At 55.7% G+C, this 19056-nt stretch carries 18 protein-coding genes; 13 read left to right on the top strand and 5 right to left on the bottom strand.

Annotated elements, in window-relative coordinates; translation table 11 throughout:
• Positions 1-8 precede the first annotated feature (8 nt).
• From LG297_RS07020 to LG297_RS07005, 4 genes are all read left to right on the top strand, one after another.
• A complete protein-coding gene (locus tag LG297_RS07020) occupies positions 9-1025 on the top strand; it encodes a TAXI family TRAP transporter solute-binding subunit (protein ID WP_404426211.1) in 1017 nt (338 codons plus the stop codon).
• A gap of 100 nt (positions 1026-1125) precedes the next feature.
• A complete protein-coding gene (locus tag LG297_RS07015) occupies positions 1126-3297 on the top strand; it encodes a TRAP transporter permease (protein WP_404426210.1) in 2172 nt (723 codons plus the stop codon).
• Between the two features lie 399 nt (positions 3298-3696).
• The gene (locus LG297_RS07010) at positions 3697-4953 is read left to right on the top strand and encodes a multidrug effflux MFS transporter (protein ID WP_404426209.1); all 1257 of its coding nucleotides are present in this window, start codon (positions 3697-3699) and stop codon (positions 4951-4953) included.
• 38 nt (positions 4954-4991) lie between these two features.
• Positions 4992-5501, top strand: a complete 510-nt coding sequence (locus tag LG297_RS07005; RefSeq protein ID WP_404426208.1) for a DinB family protein — start codon at positions 4992-4994, stop codon at positions 5499-5501.
• Positions 5502-5517: 16 nt separating this feature from the next.
• Here LG297_RS07005 and LG297_RS07000 read toward each other — a convergent pair whose 3' ends face one another.
• The 3 genes from LG297_RS07000 to LG297_RS06990 all read right to left on the bottom strand — a co-directional run bounded on the left by LG297_RS07000 (position 5518) and on the right by LG297_RS06990 (position 8552).
• Positions 5518-6306: an enoyl-CoA hydratase/isomerase family protein gene (locus LG297_RS07000; protein WP_404426207.1), complete on the bottom strand. Its 789-nt coding sequence runs from the start codon at positions 6304-6306 to the stop codon at positions 5518-5520.
• Positions 6307-6445: 139 nt separating this feature from the next.
• Positions 6446-8185: a SulP family inorganic anion transporter gene (locus LG297_RS06995; protein ID WP_404426206.1), complete on the bottom strand. Its 1740-nt coding sequence runs from the start codon at positions 8183-8185 to the stop codon at positions 6446-6448.
• A gap of 79 nt (positions 8186-8264) precedes the next feature.
• Positions 8265-8552, bottom strand: a complete 288-nt coding sequence (locus LG297_RS06990; RefSeq protein ID WP_404426205.1) for a helix-turn-helix domain-containing protein — start codon at positions 8550-8552, stop codon at positions 8265-8267.
• A 259-nt stretch (positions 8553-8811) separates the two neighbouring features.
• Between LG297_RS06990 and LG297_RS06985 the strand changes: the two genes are divergently transcribed.
• Positions 8812-9501, top strand: coding sequence for an orotate phosphoribosyltransferase (locus tag LG297_RS06985; protein WP_404426204.1), 690 nt, complete (start codon positions 8812-8814; stop codon positions 9499-9501).
• A gap of 81 nt (positions 9502-9582) precedes the next feature.
• Here LG297_RS06985 and LG297_RS06980 read toward each other — a convergent pair whose 3' ends face one another.
• On the bottom strand, positions 9583-10203 hold the full coding sequence (locus tag LG297_RS06980) for an NAD(P)H-dependent oxidoreductase (protein ID WP_404426203.1): 621 nt from the start codon (positions 10201-10203) through the stop codon (positions 9583-9585).
• A 93-nt stretch (positions 10204-10296) separates the two neighbouring features.
• On the opposite strand from LG297_RS06980, the gene LG297_RS06975 reads away from it, so the two are divergent.
• The 7 genes from LG297_RS06975 (at position 10297) to LG297_RS06945 (ending at position 17366) form a co-directional block, all read left to right on the top strand.
• Entirely contained in the window at positions 10297-10923 is a 627-nt protein-coding gene (locus LG297_RS06975) for a TetR/AcrR family transcriptional regulator (RefSeq protein WP_404426202.1), read from the top strand.
• 152 nt (positions 10924-11075) lie between these two features.
• Positions 11076-11654, top strand: a complete 579-nt coding sequence (locus LG297_RS06970; protein ID WP_404426201.1) for a hypothetical protein — start codon at positions 11076-11078, stop codon at positions 11652-11654.
• Between the two features lie 180 nt (positions 11655-11834).
• Positions 11835-12677, top strand: coding sequence for a universal stress protein (locus tag LG297_RS06965; RefSeq protein WP_404426200.1), 843 nt, complete (start codon positions 11835-11837; stop codon positions 12675-12677).
• Positions 12678-12826: 149 nt separating this feature from the next.
• On the top strand, positions 12827-14227 hold the full coding sequence (locus LG297_RS06960; protein ID WP_404426199.1) for an aspartate aminotransferase family protein: 1401 nt from the start codon (positions 12827-12829) through the stop codon (positions 14225-14227).
• 509 nt (positions 14228-14736) lie between these two features.
• Positions 14737-15954, top strand: coding sequence for a 5-aminolevulinate synthase (gene hemA, locus LG297_RS06955; RefSeq protein ID WP_404426198.1), 1218 nt, complete (start codon positions 14737-14739; stop codon positions 15952-15954).
• A 283-nt stretch (positions 15955-16237) separates the two neighbouring features.
• Complete coding sequence (locus LG297_RS06950) at positions 16238-16777, top strand: hypothetical protein (protein ID WP_404426197.1); 540 nt, start codon at positions 16238-16240, stop codon at positions 16775-16777.
• A 76-nt stretch (positions 16778-16853) separates the two neighbouring features.
• Entirely contained in the window at positions 16854-17366 is a 513-nt protein-coding gene (locus tag LG297_RS06945) for a GNAT family N-acetyltransferase (protein ID WP_404426196.1), read from the top strand.
• A 61-nt stretch (positions 17367-17427) separates the two neighbouring features.
• Here the strand turns inward: LG297_RS06945 and LG297_RS06940 are convergent, their stop codons facing one another.
• Positions 17428-18171 (bottom strand): SDR family NAD(P)-dependent oxidoreductase, encoded by a 744-nt coding sequence (locus LG297_RS06940; RefSeq protein WP_404426195.1) that lies wholly within the window; start codon positions 18169-18171, stop codon positions 17428-17430.
• Between the two features lie 190 nt (positions 18172-18361).
• Between LG297_RS06940 and LG297_RS06935 the strand changes: the two genes are divergently transcribed.
• A complete protein-coding gene (locus LG297_RS06935) occupies positions 18362-19036 on the top strand; it encodes an SOS response-associated peptidase (protein ID WP_404426194.1) in 675 nt (224 codons plus the stop codon).
• Positions 19037-19056 lie beyond the last annotated feature (20 nt).

The raw sequence follows: 19056 nt of genomic DNA, 5'->3' as shown, positions 1-19056 counted from the left end.
TGGACAGAATGTTTACCAACTTCATCAAGCATCATGCCAAAGTGGCAGGTGCGGTAACCGTCACCGCGGCCATGCTGGCTCTGGCACCGGCGGCACAGGCACAGGATCGCTCCGACTGGCCGGAATCGGTCAAGGTCGGCACCGCATCGCAGGGCGGCACCTACTTTATTTACGGCGCTGGCTGGGCCGGTCTGGTTCAGGAAATGCTTGGCGTTTCGGCATCGTCCGAAGTCACCGGTGGTCCGGTTGCCAACATGGCACTCGTCAACAGCGGCGAGCTCGACATGGGTATGGTCACCATGGGTCCGGCATATGAAGGCTGGGTTGGCGAAAGCGAACTGGCACCGGGCGTCACCATGCACAATGTGCGTGCGACCTTCCCTATGTATCCGACCCCGTTCCATTCCGTTGCGCTTGCCAATTCGGGCATCGACAATGTGGCGGATCTTGACGGCAAAACCGTCAATGTCGGTCCGCGTACCGGCACGGCAGCAACCTACTGGTCGCGTTTCTTTGAAACCCTTGGCCTTAACGTCAACTTGCAATATGGCGGTGCTGCCGACGCAGCCGGTCAGTTGCAGGACGGCCTGATCGACAGCTTCTCCTTTGCTGCCGGTATTCCGATTTCGGCCTTCAGCCAGATTCAGGCTGAAAACGATGCCAACATTTTCGGTTTTGACGACGAACAGATGATCGAAATCCTCGGCTCCTTCCCGTCGGTAACCGAATTCATCATTCCGGCTGGCACCTATGCCGGGGTTGAAGGCGATATCCGCACCGTGTCGATGGCCAACTTTGGCGTCGCGAACAAGGATCTTTCGGCCGACTTCGTCTATAACGTCATGAAAACGGTTCTTGATAACAATGACCGCATGATGCAGATCCACGGGGCAGCCAAAGATACCCTGGCTGAAAACTTCAACCAGAACGGCTTCATGTGGTTCCATCCGGGCGCGATCCGTTACTACAAGGAAAAAGGCTTTGACATTCCTGGCAACCTGTATCCGCCAGAATACGAAGAATAAGCCTTACGCCTTTGTATGATCCTTTTGTCCCGTCCGTTGCATATGCATTGCGCACCATCGGGCGGGACTATTATCACATCTGACTGCACGGAAAACCGCCATGGTCGATTCCAAAGCCGACACCGTCGAGCAGAAAGTGCTTGCCTCCGGTGTCGATGACGATCCCTCGTCGATGGGACGTCCCCTGCGCCGCTGGGAAACCGGATTTTTCTTTGCCTTTTGCGTTCTTTACACCGTATTTCACCTGATGGTGCTGAACGTGTTTCCGCTGGAAACCTGGGCGTTTCGCATCCTGCACGTTGCAGGTGGCCTGATGATCGGTTTTGGCCTTTACGCCTCGATCGCGCCGCGCGATGCAGCAACCGGCAAGACCGGAAACCTGATGGCCGAACGCGTTATCACGGCCATTGCCGGATTGCCTGCCCTGTTTGCCCTCGCCATTGCGCTCTATGGTGCTTATCAGGTGTTCGGTGCCGGGGCCAAATTCCCTGCCCCCGGGGCCTACACATATTTCGGTATCGCGGTTGCGGCCTCTACCATGGTCGCCATCGGTGCCGGCTGGCTGTTTCGTCCGAACGCGCAAGGTGCGCCGCTTTATGACTATGTCCTGCTGATCAACAGTTTTTCGGTTGCGGCCTATCTGATGGCCAACCTCGTCCCGTGGCAGTTCCGTGCAGGTGTCATGCCGACCCCGGTTGATGCATGGGTCGCGTTTTCGGGACTATTGTTGATCCTTGAAGTCACCCGCCGTGTGGCGGGTCTGGCCCTGATCATCATTGCCTCGATCTTTGTGATTTATGGCTTTGTCGGACCGTGGCTGCCGGGCTTCCTTCGTCACAGCGGCTATTCCTTCGACCGCCTGTTTACCTATATCTATACCGATAACGGCGTTCTCGGTGCGACGACGGCGGTTTCCTCTACCTATATCATGCTGTTCATCGCCTTTGCCGCCTTTCTTCAGGCATCCAGGGTCGGCGATTATTTCGTCAATTTCGCTTTTGCCGCTGCCGGTCACAAGCGTGGCGGGCCGGCCAAGGTTGCAGTATTTGCATCCGGCCTGATGGGGATGATCAATGGCACCTCTGCCGGTAACGTGGTTGCCACGGGGTCGCTGACCATTCCGCTGATGAAGCGCGTCGGCTACAAGCCTCAGGTCGCCGCCTCGGTCGAAGCCGCCGCCTCGTCGGGCGGGCAAATCATGCCCCCGATCATGGGCGCAGGTGCCTTCATCATGGCCGAAGTCACCGGAATTCCCTATACCGAGCTGATAGTCGCGGCCATCATTCCGGCTGTGCTGTATTTCGTATCCGTGTTCCTGATCGTCGATTTCGAAGCCCAGAAACACAATATGCGCGGTCTGCCGCGTTCCGAACTGCCGCAGTTTTCCGCCCTGATCAAACAGTTCTATCTGTTCCTGCCTGTCGTGATACTGGTGGGTGCGCTGTTCATGGGCTATTCCGTGATCCGTGCCGGTACGCTTGCCATGGCTTCGGCCTTTGTCGTTTCATGGCTGACACCTCATCGCATGGGACCAAAAGAGGTGCTGAAGGCACTTGACCTGTCCTCGCGCATGGCCATCCAGTTGATTGCCGTCTGTGCCTGTGCAGGGATCATTGTCGGCATCATCGGTTTGACTGGCGTGGGCTTGCGCTTCTCTTCGATGCTCCTTGCACTTGCCGAGCAAAGCCAGTTCATTGCGCTTTTGTTTGCCATGCTGATTTCGATCATGCTGGGTATGGGCATGCCGACCACAGCGGCCTATGCGGTCGCAGCGTCGGTGGTCGCTCCTGGTCTGATCCAGCTGGGGATTGATCCGCTGATCGCGCATTTCTTTGTGTTCTATTATGCGGTTCTGTCCGCAATCACCCCACCGGTCGCACTGGCATCCTATGCCGGGGCGGCACTTGCGGGGTCCGAACCGCTGCGCACATCGGTCACATCGTTCCGCATCGGTCTGTCGGCCTTTATCGTACCCTTCATGTTCTTCTACAGCCCGGGTCTGCTGATGCAGGGCGAATGGATGACGATCGGCGTAAATACGCTTACCGCACTGGTCGGCATCTACATGCTGTCTGGCGCGATTGTCAGCTACCTGTTCGGGGGCCGAATGAACATTCTGGTTCGTGCGATGGCTTTTGCCGCAGCATTGCTGATGATTTCGGGCGGCCTGACGACCGATGCCATCGGGATTGCCCTGATCGTTGCGGTATTCCTGCTACAACGCTTTACCGGCAAAACAACCTCAACGGAAAGTGCCGACGCGGACGCCTGATCGTTTCCGTCGTGACATCTTTGAAAACGGCATCCTTAGGGGTGCCGTTTTCTTTTGGGACCTGTATTCTTTTGCCGCCTCAACCGGTTATATGCATAGCTGATATTCAGCCCGTAAAAATCGCCGGGCTGGAAAAAACAAAATTTCCGTGGATAATGGCAGGACTTGAATCGTTTCAGGCTGCGATCCACCCGGCCCCGCCTCCCGTAATGGTGCGGCCTTCCAACGCCACCGCCACACCATAACCGGAATTTTCACCGCACCCGGTATCGGGATGCCGACGAATATGCCCTTGTTTCCGGTATTGCGGCTGATGGCCGGAAGTCCCGTTAAACACCGGCACTGGAAACCGGACGGATCACGCCCCACCTGCCACCATAAGAAACGGATACGGAAGACATGGCGAATAAAGATGCCAGCACCCCGATCAATACACAACGCCTTGCGATCCTGCTTGCCGCCCTGATCGCAACCGCGCCCTTTGCGATTGACACCTACCTGCCCGCCATTCCGGCGATGGCAGCCGATTTTGGTGCACCGACCCACAATGTCGAAGTTTCGATCAGCACCTTTCTGATCGGCTTTGCATTAGGGCAGCTGATCGGCGGGCCGCTCTCGGATCGTGTAGGTCGCCGCCCGGTCGCCCTTGTCGGGCTGGTGATTTACATCATCACCAGTGCGATGATCATCTTTGTCGACAGTTCTTTCTCGCTCAACGTCATGCGCTTTATCCAGGCGATTGGCGGCGGCTTTGCCCTTGTCATCGTCGGTGCATCGGTCCGCGACCTGTTTGACGGCAAGGAAGCCGCACGCATGTTTGCCCTGATCGCGGTGATCATGATGATTGCACCGCTGGTCGCACCCACGGTCGGCTCGGTCCTTCTGGCCTATTTCCAGTGGCAGGCAATTTTCGTTCTGCTGGTGATCTATGGCAGCATCATGCTGGTGGTTGTCTGGTTCAAGCTGCCCGAAACCACCAAACTGCGCCCGCGTTATGCCGGTCCGGCGCGCCGCGTCTGGTGGACCTATCTCGAAGTCATGCGCACGCGCAAGGCCGTCGGTTTCATGCTGGCCCATACCGGGGCGAGTGCGGTGATGTTCAGCTTCCTGACCGACAGCCCATTCATGTATATCGATTATTTCGGCGTATCACCCAGCCAGTTCCCCTATCTGTTTGGCGCCAATGTCATCGTTATTGTCATCTGCAACCGGCTGAACAATCCCATGCTTAAACGCATGGAATGTCATCAGATTCTGGCGGTTGGCACCGGGCTGCAGCTTGCGGCTGTCATCGGCCTGTTCATTGCGGTGAATTTCTTTGAACCGTCGCTTTATGCTGTGGTGCCGCTGGTGATGATTGCGGTTGGTACAATCGGCCTGACAGCACCCAATGCCACGGCATGCTTCATGCAGTATTTCCCGCATATCGGCGGGACGGCCACCGCCTTGATGGGGACGATCCAGTTTGCCACCGGCGCACTGGCAGGCACCATTATCGGACAGGTTCATGATGGCAGCCTTCTGCCTGTGACCGCATCAATGCTGGCCTTTGGCATTTTCGCCAATCTCATGGTCCATTTCGTGGCCGAGGCAAAGCAGATCGAACAACCCGCCCCGGCCCAAACCGACGACACCGTCGTCGTTGCCGCAGATTAAGTGCAGACCGATTAACGCCGAACAGGAGACCCGCCAAAATGGCAAAGATGAATTTCAACGATTACGGCCGTGCGATGGCCCGTTACAACATCTGGCAAAATGGCGTTCTGTACGATCTTTGCGAACAGATCGGTGACGAAGAACGCCGCCGCGACCGTGGCATGTTTTTCGGATCGATCCACGCAACCCTGAACCATCTGATGTATATTGATCACCGCATCCTCGGCATCCTGAAAACCGGGCAGGCCGAGCCGTTCAATGCGCGCACGATCATGGCCGATGATTTCGAAACGCTTCGCAAAATGCGCGTTGAAACCGACGCTGCAATTGCCGAATTCGTCGATGCCCCCGATCATGGCTGGCAGGATGACATTCGTGAATTGATGGGGCTGGATGGTGTGGTACGCAAATTGCCGCGTCAGCTTTTCCTGATGCAGCTTTTCAACCATCAAACCCATCACAGATCGCAAATCACAAGCGAGTTGCACAAGATGGGCGTCGATTACGGCATCACCGATGTGCCGCTAACCCCGGACCTGCCGATCTGATAGCTGTTTTAGGCGGTTACTTGCCTTCAAACACCGCTTTTCGCTTTTCGAGAAAGGCGGTGTAGCCTTCCTTGAAATCCGCACTGTCAAAGGCGCGGTATCCTTCGTCAAATTCCTTGGCACCGATGGCCCCGCCCTCTTTCAGGCGGTTGATCATTTTCTTGTGCAGGCGTTGCGTGATTGGTGCGCCCCCGGCAATGCGGACGGCGGTCGCATTGATTTCCGCCTCGAACGCATCAAGCGGCACATTGCGAGCAACAAAGCCGATTTCACATGCGCGTTTAACATCGAATACCTGCCCTTCAAGCAGGATTTCAAACAAAACCGCCTCGCCCAGAAGATCCAGCATGATCTGCAATTCCGGATAGCCCAGCGTCGCGCCAAGCTTCATCGGCGGCACGGCAAACTTGGCGTTATCGGCCGCAATCCGCAAATCACATGCGGCGGCCAGTACAAATGATGCCCCGATGCACGGCCCGTCAATCGCGGCAATGACCGGATGCTGGCAAACCCGAAGCGCCTGCAAGGCCTCGGCATGGAGCATCCCGTAATCGCGGGCCTTTTCAAAGCCGTCACGTTCACGGACGAATTCATGGATATCGGCCCCGGCCCCGAACCCGGACCCGCTGCCGCCCCGGATCACGACACAGCGCAGATGATTGTCCCCGCCAAGATCGCCGGCAATCCGGGCCAGTTCACCCCACATCGGCTTGGTCAGCGCGTTTTTACGCTCCGGTTGTGAAATGGTGATGGTCGCGATGCCGCCGTCATTGATATCGACGACAAGTCCGGTGTCCTGCGACATGGCCGTGCCTTTCGTTTTAATTTGGTATCGCAATACCAAATAAACCCAAAACCCGATTTTGCCAATGCCTGACAAGGGCTTGGGTTATTCTGGCAATCTGTGCGCCGTCCCGATCCGGGCCAAGTCCGACTGCGATCTATTATGCCGTAACGGCAGGCGCAGAATCTGCCCGATGTGCGCTCACCCGCCCGACCGCAGTTTCGATATCGGGTTCATAATGAACCATCGGCGGCTTGATGCCATGGGCGAACAATTCCCGCCGCAGATCATGTGACGTCCCGGTCAGGATCACCTCGATCCCGCGCCCGCGTGTTTTCATCGCCAGACTGGCAATGGTGTTGGCCGCGGTTGAATCGAGAAACGGCACGGCTACAAAATCAATGATCAGCGCCCTGTGCGTATCGCCGATCCGGTCCAGAACCGATCCGATTGATGCTGCTGCCCCGAAAAAGAATACACCCGAAATCCGGTAAATCATGATGTCGGGATCAGTCGTCGATGAAATATCCGATGCCCCGACCCCGCCGTTTGCCCGATCTGCCCGGTCTTCGGCCACAAACGGCGTATGGGTGGCAACCGCAGTCGTTTTCGACATGCGCTGGATAAACAAAACTGATCCCAGGGCAAAGCCAACGACAATCGCCTCAAGCAGATCGCGGAAAACCGTCAGCAAAAAGGTCGCCAGCAACACCGCCGCATCGCCGCGCGACGCCCGAAGCAGGGTGGCAAAAGCATGCTTTTCAATCATATTCCAAGCGACAATCGCCAACACACCCGCCAGACTTGCCAGCGGAATGAAACTTGCCAGCGGGGCCGCCACCAGAATGAACAACAGTAAAAACAATCCGTGCAGCACGCCTGCGACCGGGCCATGTGCACCGGCGCGCACATTGGTCGCCGTGCGCGCAATCGTACCCGTGACACAAATCCCGCCAAACAGGCCCGATGCCATATTGGCAACCCCTTGGGCCACCAGTTCACAGTTGGACCGGTGCCGCCGCCCGGTCATGCCATCGGCCACAACGGCGGACAAAAGCGATTCAATCGCGCCCAAAAGCGCAAAGGCAATCGCATTGGGCAAAACCGCCTGGACCTTGGCAAGGGTGAATTCCGGCAAGGCAGGCATGGGGAAATCACCGGGAATACCGCCAAAGACGCTGCCGATGGTCGATACCGGCAGATTGAACAACGCGGTCGCCAATGCGGCCCCGGCCACCGCAATCAGCATGCCCGGCCAATGCGGGCGCAGCCGTTTGACCCCGACAATCACAAGGATCGTCGCCCCCGACAGAGCAACTGTTACCGGATCAACCCCCGGTAACGCCGACCAGATCACCGGCAGTTTTTCCAAAATAGGCCCCGGTTCCGCCCCCGACAGGGTCAGCCCCAGCAAATCCTTGATCTGGCTTGCGAAAATAATCACCGCAATCCCGGCGGTAAAACCAACTGTCACCGGATAAGGAATGAATTTGATATAGGTGCCAAGCTTAAGCGCCCCGATGGCCAGCAACATCAATCCCGACAGCATGGTCGCGATGATCACCCCCTCCAGGCCATGCGCCTGTACCGTGCCCGCCACCAGAACGATAAACGCCCCCGCCGGTCCGCCGATCTGAAAACGGCTGCCACCCAGAAGTGACACCAGAATGCCCCCAACAATCGCGGTATAAAGCCCTTGTGCTGGGGAAACACCCGATGCAATCGCAATCGCCATCGATAACGGCAGGGCGACAATCGCCACCGTCAGACCGGCAATCGCATCCGCACGCAGTTCCCTAATCCCGTATCCCTCACGAAGGACGGTCACAAGTTTCGGGGTAAACAGGTCGGCATATCCAGGTTCGGATGCCTGATCAGTTTTCGAGGTTCTGGTTTCCATGGTCTCCGGCAGCCTTGCAAAAGGCGGCGGGATCGTCGGCATATGTCGGCGGTCGCCGTCGCAAAATCTATTGCGGTCGTTATTCTTCGACCTGTCCGTCTGGCAGACGCGGCCTCATTTCCGGTTCTTTCAGGCGCACACCGCGCCCGGTCCCGATGCTTGGAGCATGATCACCGATCAGCTCAATCCCTGCCCGGTCAAGTGCATCGACCACCTTGGCCAGCGTATCGACCACACCGCGTACATTACCCTTGCTGGCCTCCATCCGTTGGATGGTGGGCACCGAAATTCCGGCCATTTCAGCCAATGTTTTCTGATCAATGCCCAGCAACGCACGCGCTGCGCGCATTTGTCCTGCGGTAATCATGACGCAAACCCTTCATCCACGCATGTTCCGACCTTAACAAAAGCTATCTAGAACTGCAATTATGATATCTGAGATATCATTTGTGATACCTCAAACCGGGATTGTGGGATTTGCATGCCGCCCGTGATCGGGCAAATCACCCTCCGGCGTGATCACGTCTTCGATCCTGACCAGCCGGACAGCGGCTTTTCTTTGCGCTTTGCGTTCAAAAACGCTAAGACGTGCGCAAATATTCGATCCGGAAAAGGGTATAGTCGCCATGACCAACGAAACTTCGACCGCGCATTGCTCGTATGCTGCCAAAACCGTCGCAAAGATTTTGCTTGATATCGGGGCTGTGAATTTTCGCCCGGAAGAGGCCTATATCCTGACTTCAGGCTGGGCGAGCCCGGTCTATATCGATTGCCGCAAACTGATTTCCTTCCCGCGCGCACGCCGGAAGGTCATGGAACTTGCCGCCCGTCAGGTGTCGGATAAGGCCGGGTACGAGGCATTTGACGCGGTTGCCGGTGGTGAGACGGCGGGTATCCCCTATTCCGCGTGGCTGGCCGATGTTCTTGACCTGCCGATGCAGTATGTCCGCAAAAAGCCAAAGGGCTTTGGCCGCAAGGCGCGGATCGAGGGCGACATCCACGAAGGCCAACGCGTTCTTCTGGTCGAAGACCTTGCCACCGACGGCGCATCGAAAGTCAATTTCGTCAATGCGATCCGCGAAGCCGGTGCCGAATGCAAACATGCCTTTGTCGTGTTCTTCTATGGCGTGTTCCCCAACGCGCTTGAGGAACTGAAAAAGGATGATATCGAACTGCATTATCTGGCAACCTGGGCCGATATTCTGGCGGTTGCCGAAGAAGGCGAATATTTCCCCAAAGAAGCCATCGAAGGTGTTCGTGCCTTCCTTGCCGATCCGATCAGCTGGTCCAAAGCCAATGGCGGCAAGCACGACTAAGCCTGCAGCACATTGCCAAATTCAAACGCCCGCAGATTTTCCCTGCGGGCGTTTTGCTTTTGATGGCCGGTTTGCCGGGATTTATCCCGCCATATCCAGTTCAGGTTTCATCACTTTGGCCGGGATCGCGGCCCCGATCTTTCGCGCTTTTTTAAGGTGTTCCGCCGGATCGTTGCCATCAGCCAGCAGCATCAATTCCGATGTCGCAACTTCCACCCCGCAATAATCAAAAATGCCCTGATGGATTTGCAGTTTCATCGCCCCGAAATAGCCATGCCGGGCAAAAGTGCCAAGCCCTGCACCACCAATTGCGACAAGATGAACTTTCAGATGGTTCAGTTTTTTGATCACCTTTTCACCATCAATATCCTCATAGGCCCAGCCATTGGAAAATACCCGATCAATCCAGCCTTTCAGGATCGCGGGCATCGACCACCAATAAATCGGAAAAACCAGAACCAGCGTATCGGCATCATCAATCCGTTTCTGTTCGGCAAGCACATCATCGGGGAACGGGGCCCTCATCTCGAACGCGGCAATATCGTCCTGATTGAAACGCGGATCAAATCCCTCGGCCGACAGATCGGCAAGCTCGAAACTGTGTTCAGGACCGGCATCCTCGATCCCCTTGCCGATTTGGCTGGCAACCGCATGGCTGAACGAACCGGTGTTTGGGTGGGCAATAACGACAAGCGCACGCATTGCTAATCTCCTTGTCAACGGATTGCCGTTTAAGGGCAATCTCTATATACTATAAGTAAGTTACTTCTAGTAAGTTACGTTTGGTATATAGATATGTCAACTACTGCCCCCCAAGAATCCACCCGCAAACCGCGCAAACGGCTTGCACGGGAAGACCGTAACCGACAGCTTCTCGACGTTGCATGGCAGATGACCCATGACGAAGGCACGGAGGCACTCAGCCTTGGCTATCTCGCAGAGCGGGCCGGGGTAACGAAACCGGTGGTCTATGATCATTTCGGCAGCCGGTCGGGATTGCTGATCGCGCTATATCAGGATTACGACAGACGCCAGACCGCATTGATGGACGCCACACTCGAAGCCAGCAACCATACCCTCCAAGACAAAGCATGGGTCATTGCATCCTCCTATGTCGATTGCGTGCTGTCACAGGGGCGCGAAATATCTGGCGTGATTGCCGCCCTTGCCTGCTCGCCGGAACTTGAACAGGTCAAGCGCGACTATCATCTTCTGTTCATTGATAAATGCCGGACAATCCTGACACCGTTCAGCAATACCGGCCCCATCCCCATGCCCCGCCTCTGGGGGTTTCTGGGGGCTGCCGAAGCCCTTTCCTACGCCGCGACAACCGGCGAAATCACTGCAGAACAGGCAAAACAGGAACTTTTTGAAACCATCATCGCCATGGTTTCGCGCGACGCACAACGGACAAAAGACTGATCGCGCGGCAACTGTCACATGCCCTTTTCTGGACATCGCGTATAACTGGGTTCAATATATTCCCGAGCAAAAGCAAGGCCGTATGATAAATGGCACTGTCTGGTAAAGGGAACGGCCCGGCGCATATCGCTTTGCGGCCAAAGGAGCACGTCATGAGGATCAGAAACGCACGCCTCCTGTCCGGTATGGCTATATCGGCGGCCTTGCTGTCGGGCTGTGTTCAGCCCATAGCACAGAACAATTCCTCCGCCGACCAGCAGTCTGAAATCGTCACGCCATGGGGTAAAACAGTTGCCGCACCTTCATCGCAAGGCACCGCAAAACCCGGACAAAACGGCCAATCCGCGCTCGTGACAGCGCCCAAACCGGCGATCACCGATATGCAGCGCCAACAGATTGACGAAGCGCGCATTGCGCTCGACATTCTTGATCGTATGGCGCAGCGCTGCGTCCAGCAAAACGACCCGGCGGCGTGTAATACATTGCAGACAAACTGGCCGACACTATCGCAGCAATTGCATAAAAGTCTCGCGGTTATTACCGGCAACAACATGACCGGAATGTCATCATCGGGGGCACCGATGATGAACGATCCGATAATAAGCCCAGCGGCAAGCCCAGCCAAAAATCCACCACAAAACCCGGCGCAATCGAACACCATACCCGGCACCGGCGGTGCCCCGACCATGGAAAAGGTCATCCCGATGACTTCCCAGCCGTCCGACGGCTAGAAAAGATCAGGATCGCCGACAGCCATTTTCTCGCCACAGGGTCACGCGACACTCGATAAACGCGAGAGGTGTACTTTGAGATAGAACAAAGAATGCCACCACTGATCGCATTAGACTGCTTCTCATAACCAAGCGGCTGCCCTGTTTGCGGTAGCGCTGCCCGGAAAAGGAGACTGGCAGATGTATCGGGATATCCTTGTTCATATCGACAATTCGGTGCCGTGCGCCCAACGGCTTTCGGTTGCCCTGAAAGTTGCCAAAGCACACAAAGCCCATCTGACCGGGCTGTTTCTTCTGCCCTATGCCGACATTCCGCGTTTCATGGAAGTCCAGATTTCCCAGGAAATCATTGATCAGCAGCGCGCCACTATGGCCGAAACTGCCAAGGAAGCCAAACACGACTTCGCCAAGGCCTGCGAAGACGCCGGTGTCACGTTCAGTTGGCAGGAAGCCCCCTGTGTCGCGTCTGAAATTGCCGACACGGTGGCGATGTATGCACGTCATCATGACCTGACGGTTCTGGGCCAGCATGACCCGGATAGCGCCGATCCGTCCTCGACCTCGGACATGCCCGACAAGGCCATTCTGACCGCCGGCACCCCGGTTCTGGTTGTGCCCTATGCCGGTCGGTTCGAAACGATTGGCGACCGCGTCATGGTCGCGTGGAAGCCCTATCGCGAAGCCGTTCGTGCGGTGAATGACGGCATGGCGTTTCTTGAAAAAGCCAAATCCGCCCTTGTTCTTTGTGCCGATCCGAACAAAGGCGCACGTGATTCCATCCCGGTTCCTGGTGTTGATATCGGGTCGCGTCTTGAACGCCACGGGGTGAATGTCCGCAAGGAAAACATGAATGCGACGGGCATCAGTGTCGGCGATCTTCTGCTGTCGCGTGCCGCCGATGAAAGCATCGATCTGATTATCTGTGGTGCCTATGGCCGCCCGCGCCTGCGCGAACTGATGATGGGTGGTGTGACACAGCACCTTCTGCGCCACATGACGGTGCCGGTTCTGATGTCGCACTAAAGCATTCGTATATCACATTGTTTCCAGACCGGCCGGTGCCTTGCCCGGCCGGTTTTGTTTTTGGACCAACAAATGATTTTCAAGCCAAGGATTGCACCCTAAAGTGCTTGAAAGCATCAGGAAGTTTCCTGCACGAAACAGAGGTTATCATGACCACAGACGCCACCATCGTCCCGACTGCCCCATCGGCCAAAGGCAATTCCGCGGCCAGCCGCGATATCGCAAGCTATCTGCATCCCTATACCAACCTTGCCGCGCACGAAAAAACCGGGCCGCATATCATTTCAAAGGGTCACGGAATTTATGTGACCGATGACAATGGCCGCGATTTTATTGAAGGCATGGCAGGCCTTTGGTGTGCGTCACTGGGATTTGGCGAAAAGCGCCTTGTCGAAGCCGCGACAAAGCAGCTTGAAACCCTGCCCTATTACCATACATTCGCGTCGCGCAGCACCAACCCGGCGATTGATCTGGCCGAGAAATTGCTGGAACTCGTCCCCGTTCCGATGTCGAAGGTTTTCTTTGCAAATAGCGGCTCCGAAGCAACCGATTCCGCAGTCAAAATGGTCTGGTATTATCATAATGCGATTGGCCAGCCGGAAAAGAAAAAGATCATTTCGCGCAAGAAGGGCTATCACGGTGTAACGGTGGCTGCGGCCTCGATGACCGGGCTTCCGAACAATCACAAACTGTTCGATTTGCCGATTGATCGCATCATCCATACCGAAACCCCGCATTACTGGCGCGAAGCCCGGCCCGGTGAGGAAGAGGAGGATTTTGCAACCCGCCTTGCCGAACAGCTTGAAGACCTGATCCAGGCCGAAGGGCCGGAAACCATCGGGGCGTTCATTGCCGAACCGATTATGGGGGCCGGTGGCGTCATCGTGCCACCTCGCACCTATTTCGAAAAGGTGCAGGAAGTTCTGGACCGGTACGATATCCTGTTCATTGCCGATGAAGTCATTTGTGGTTTTGGTCGGACCGGGCGGATGTTTGCCACCGAAACCTTCCGGCTCAAACCCGACATGATCACGGTCGCCAAGCAGCTTTCATCGGCCTATCAGCCGATTTCAGCCCTGTTTATCAATGACAAGATTTATCAGGCGACGAAAAAGGCATCCGACGAGATTGGCACATTCGGCCATGGCTTTACCTATTCCGGCCATCCGGTCGCGGCTGCCGTTGCGCTCGAAACCCTTAAAATCTATGAGGATGACGGCATTATCGAGCATGTCCGCAATGTCATGTCGCCGTTCCAGAAGCGATTGAAAGAACTGAACAAGTTCGAGCATGTCGGCGAAACGCGCGGGCGTGGACTGATCGGAGCGTTCGAACTGGTCGATGACAAATGCCTGAAAACACCAATGCAGCCGGCCGGTTCGGCGGGTAAGGCGGTTTCGGAAAAATGCATGGAACATGGCGTGATCCTGCGCGCACTTGGCGATAGTGTTGCCTTCTGCCCGCCCCTGATCATTACCGAAACGCAGGTCCATGATATGTTCGACAAGGTCGAAGCTGCCCTTGGCGACTGGCACAAGGGCCTTGGCTGAACCTCATCAACATTGAACTAAATCGATTGAAAACAACACACTATCACTATATCCCGATGGATATAGTGATAGTAAAATAGCCCAAGACTTCCAAACAAATACATTTGATAGATTTTGCCACTTGCTTAAATCGATTTAATTGTAGGGCGGAAGTCCTTTCAAAACCTTGCCAAATACGTTTAATCGCGCCAAATTGGAAACGAGATGCTGCCCGGAATCGCCAAATGGTGGCGAGATCGACACACACTGAATGGAATGCCTTCTTTGACGGCATGGTTCGCAGTAAAGCTGTTGCAGAAACTGGAATCGCTTTAAAATTTTTGACAAGGGTCAATGCCGGATCGGAAGCCATGTCCGATAAGGAGTAATCAAGACCCGGTCAGACGGGACCATGCTGATCCGGAAATGCACGCATATCCGGCCAGGACCAGAGCTTTGCCAAGGGAGAGAGAACGGGTTGGGAAACCAGTCTGGACCGGCGGCAAAGAGACAGGCGAAAGACACAAAAGATGAATTATAACACCTTCTTTAAAGACGCGTTGTCCGGCCTCAAGGCCGAGGGGCGTTATCGCGTGTTCGCCAATCTTGAACGCATTGTCGGTGAATTTCCCAAGGCCCTTTATCACCCCGGCAACGGGGACGCGCCGCGCAAGATAACCGTCTGGTGTTCGAACGACTATCTTGGCATGGGACAGCATCCCAAGGTTCTTGAAGCCATGCAAAACGCCATCACTGGCCAGGGTGGCGGTGCGGGTGGTACGCGCAATATCTCCGGTTCCAACCATCTGCATGTCGCGCTTGAGAATGAACTCGCCGATCTGCATGGCAAGGAATCAGCCCTTCTGATGACGTCGGGCTATGTCGCCAACTGGACGACTTTGTCGACCCTTGGCTCGAAACTGCCGGACTGCGTGATCATTTCCGACTCGTTCAATCACAATTCCATGATCGAAGGCATGCGCCATTCAAAGGCCGAACGCCGGATATGGAAACACAACGATGTCGCACATCTTGAAGAAATCCTGCGCGATCTGGGGCCGAACCGCGCCAAGATCGTTGCGTTCGAGTCCGTTTATTCAATGGATGGCGATATCGCCCCGATTGGCGAAATCCTCGATCTTTGCGAAAAGTACAATGCGATTTCATATCTCGACGAAGTTCATGCGGTTGGGATGTATGGCCCGCACGGTGGTGGCGTTGCCGAACGCGACGGCGTGATGGATCGGGTCGATATCGTTCAGGGTACGCTTGCCAAAGCCTTTGGCGTTATTGGCGGCTATATCGCGGCCAAACATGAAATCGTCGATTTCGTACGCAGTTTTGGCAACGGCTTTATCTTTACCAGTTCCCACCCGCCCAGCATTGCGGCCGGTGCACTGGCATCCGTTCGTCACCTTAAAGACAGCAATACCGAACGCGAAGCCCAGAAGGAACGCGCCGAGACGTTGCGTGAACGCATGCGGGCAGCCGGTCTTCCGGTCATGGATGCGCCAAGCCATATCGTGCCGCTGATGGTGGGCGATGCCAGCATGTGTAAGGAAGCCAGCGACCGGTTGCTGTTTGATCACGACATCTATGTCCAGCCGATCAACTATCCCACCGTGCCGCGCGGCACCGAACGCCTGCGCTTTACGCCGGGGCCCCTTCATAATGATGAACTGATCGATCACCTGATCGACTCGCTTCTGGTTGTTTGGGGGCAGCTGGGAATTTCCAAGGCCGCATAAGGCTTGCGAAAATCGTGCTATATATGGCGGAATACAGAAGATCACGTCGAAGCCCGGATGCCATGTGCGCCGGGCTTTTTCTTTTGGAGTCACACGGAACACGCGGCACCATGGTCTCCGGTATCAATTTTTGGCAGGTGATGAATTCCGGGCTTGTCTGTTTGCGGCTTTGGGTTTGTGTTCTATATTAAGGTCGTCTAGGAAATATGCCTCAGAAATGAATATTTGCAATTAAGAACCGTTCGCGTTAATTTCGGTGTCTGCACTTTTACAGGGACCGTTCATGTATTCGGATAGAACCTTGCTGCCAAAAGAATGTCTGCGCCTTTGCGCACTTGGCACCCTTGCCCTTTCGAACAAACCGATCAGCTATGCCGATCTGGCCAATTCGGTGCGTCATTTTACCGCCCATATCATGGGACCGTCGCTTGATATGATGGGCAGTTCGCTTCAGCTTCTGAAGCTGGAAGGGCTTGTGCGCGAGGATTGCAATGACGGGTCGTATTCGGATGCGCAATTGTCGCTGACGAAAGCCGGGCATGACAAGTTTCATGAACTGATGCAAGGTACGCTGCGCGATACGTCGGGCGAGCTTTCACGCCTTGTCATGGCCCTTAAAATGCGGTTTTTGCATCTGCTGGATGAAGAAACGCGGCGCGACCAGATTGAAATCCTGCATGATGTTTGCGAACTGGAACTGGATCGCGTTCTGGCACTGCGTGAAGACCATGCAGATGAAGCCGCACCGTTCACCGGATGGCTCGATATGGAAGCCCGTCGGCTGGAACAAAAGCGCGACTGGCTGAAAAGCCTGTTGGACTAATTCAAATACCCGTTATAGTCGTAAGACAGATCCGCAGGTAGCGGATGCCAAGTCACAGGATGGGACGGGTCCGATCATGCTTATCCGCGATGAGACAGAGGCCGATATCCCGGCAATCCACGCATTGCTGGCAACCGCGTTTGCAACCGCACCGCATAGCCAGCAAACCGAACATCTGATTGTTGATACGCTACGCGAGAAAGGCAAGCTCAGCCTGTCGCTGGTCGCCATCGAGGACGATGAACTGGTCGGTTGTATCGCATTTTCGCCGGTTAAAATCGATGGCAGGGATATCGACTGGTTCGGGCTTGGCCCTGTCGCGGTCAATCCCGACCGTCAGGGTCTGGGCATCGGATCGGAACTGATCCAAGCGGGCATTGCCCGGTTGCGAACCCATGATGCAGCAGGATGTGTGGTGCTGGGCGAGCCCGAATATTACAGCCGGTTCGGCTTTGCCCCCCTGCCCGATCTGAAGCTGGACGGCGTTCCCGACCAGTATTTCATGGCCCGGCCGCTGGTGGATGCCATCCCGGCAGGAAAGGCGGAATATGATCCGGCGTTTTACATCCCCCCGCCAACACAGTCCTGAAAAAACAGCCATCAAATCCCGGCTGTTTTTTTTCAAACAGAACCCGCAAGTATTTCCAGAATCAGTAAAGATGCTGCCCACCGGTCACGAAGATTTCCGTGCCGGTGACATAACTGCTGTCCTCGCCGACCAGATAATGAACGGCGGCGGCCACGTCTTCGGGGGTGCCCATGCGGTTCATCGGGATGCGAGGCACGAGTGCCTCGTATTCCGGGGAAATCATTGCGGTTTTGATTTCGCCGGGGGCAACGGCATTGACCCGCACGCCCAGTTCGGCAAATTCCACCGCCATTTCACGGGTCAGGCCGGACAAAGCTGCCTTGGAGGTCGAATAGGCCGATCCGGCAAAGGGATGGACATAGTGGCCGGCGATAGAGGTAATGTTACATATCGCCCCCTTGCCCCGGTGCAGGGCCGCGGCAAAGCCACGCGACAGGGTCAGCGGGGTAAAGAAATTCAGTTCGAACACATCGCGCCAGGCATCAAGATCGCCATTAAGACAGCCCAGCCGTTCCTTATAGGGCGTTTTGGGCGATACCCCGGCATTGTTAACCAGCGCATGCACGGGATCGTCGCCAAGGATTTCGTTGGCCTGGCGGATGAAATTTTCGACATCGGCGGGTTTGGAAAGATCGGCTGCGATATGAATGCCTTGGGCGGGATCACGCGGACAACTGGGAGGCGGGGCTTCGCGCGAACAGCAAATCACCCGCCAGCCGCGCGCGGCGAAATAGCCGACCGTAACATGGCCGATCCCGCGACTTGCACCAGTCAAAACAACGGTTTTCGGGGCAGTGGCGTTCATTTGACAACTCTTTCAAATCCCGCGCCGAAATGGCGCGTTATATCGGCAATTCATATCCTTATAGCATTGCGGTGCACCGGATTGAAGAATGACGACCACCCTGTACAACGCATTGCCTATATAGGACGAAGGTTTTGCCAAAACCAGTCAAACGGCTATGATCATTATCAATTCAAAGACGGATCATCCGATGTGCAGCCAATATCAGCTTGTCAGCGACATGAACGCGTTTCAGACGCAACTTGCCATCGACCTTGGGGATATTATCCGCGAGAAGGCATCGGATTTTGCCGAGCGGCAGGACGACGAAAGCCTGAATGACGACGCGACGTTTGAAAACCTTTCGGGTATTCGTCACCCGACCGATCCGGTAATTGTTGTGCTGCCCGGTCAGAAACCTGCCCTGCGGCGCTGGGGGTTAAGCGTTTCGAGCCTGAATGCGCCATTGATCAATGCGCGAGCCGAGACGCTTGACCAAAAGCCGACATTCCGACCGTTGCTGGAAAGGCGCTGCCTGATCCCGGCGACAAGCTGGTTTGAATGGCGCAAGGAAGGAACAACCCGGCATAAAACCCGCATCACCCTGCCAGATCATCAGCCCGTGCTGTTTGCCGGGCTTGAAAACGGCAAGGAGGTCGTGATTATCACCTGCGCCCCCGCGCCCTCGATTGCCCATATCCATGACCGGATGCCCGCCGTGATCGGGCCGAACCATATTGCCGGATGGATTGATCCGGCCAACCGGTTTGATGCCGTGCGCCACATGCTGGGCCCGGTGCCCGATCATGTTCTGGAATGGTCAGAAGAAATGCCTGATCGGGCAAAGACCGCACAACAGGATGACGGCCAGATCACGCTGTTCTGACCAGTCGATCAGATTTTCAG

It is taken from the genome of Thalassospira australica, from assembly GCF_044790785.1.
Lineage (GTDB): Bacteria > Pseudomonadota > Alphaproteobacteria > Rhodospirillales > Thalassospiraceae > Thalassospira > Thalassospira australica_A.
Note: the sequence above shows the minus strand (reverse complement) of the source record. Positions and strands in the feature narration are given on the sequence as shown.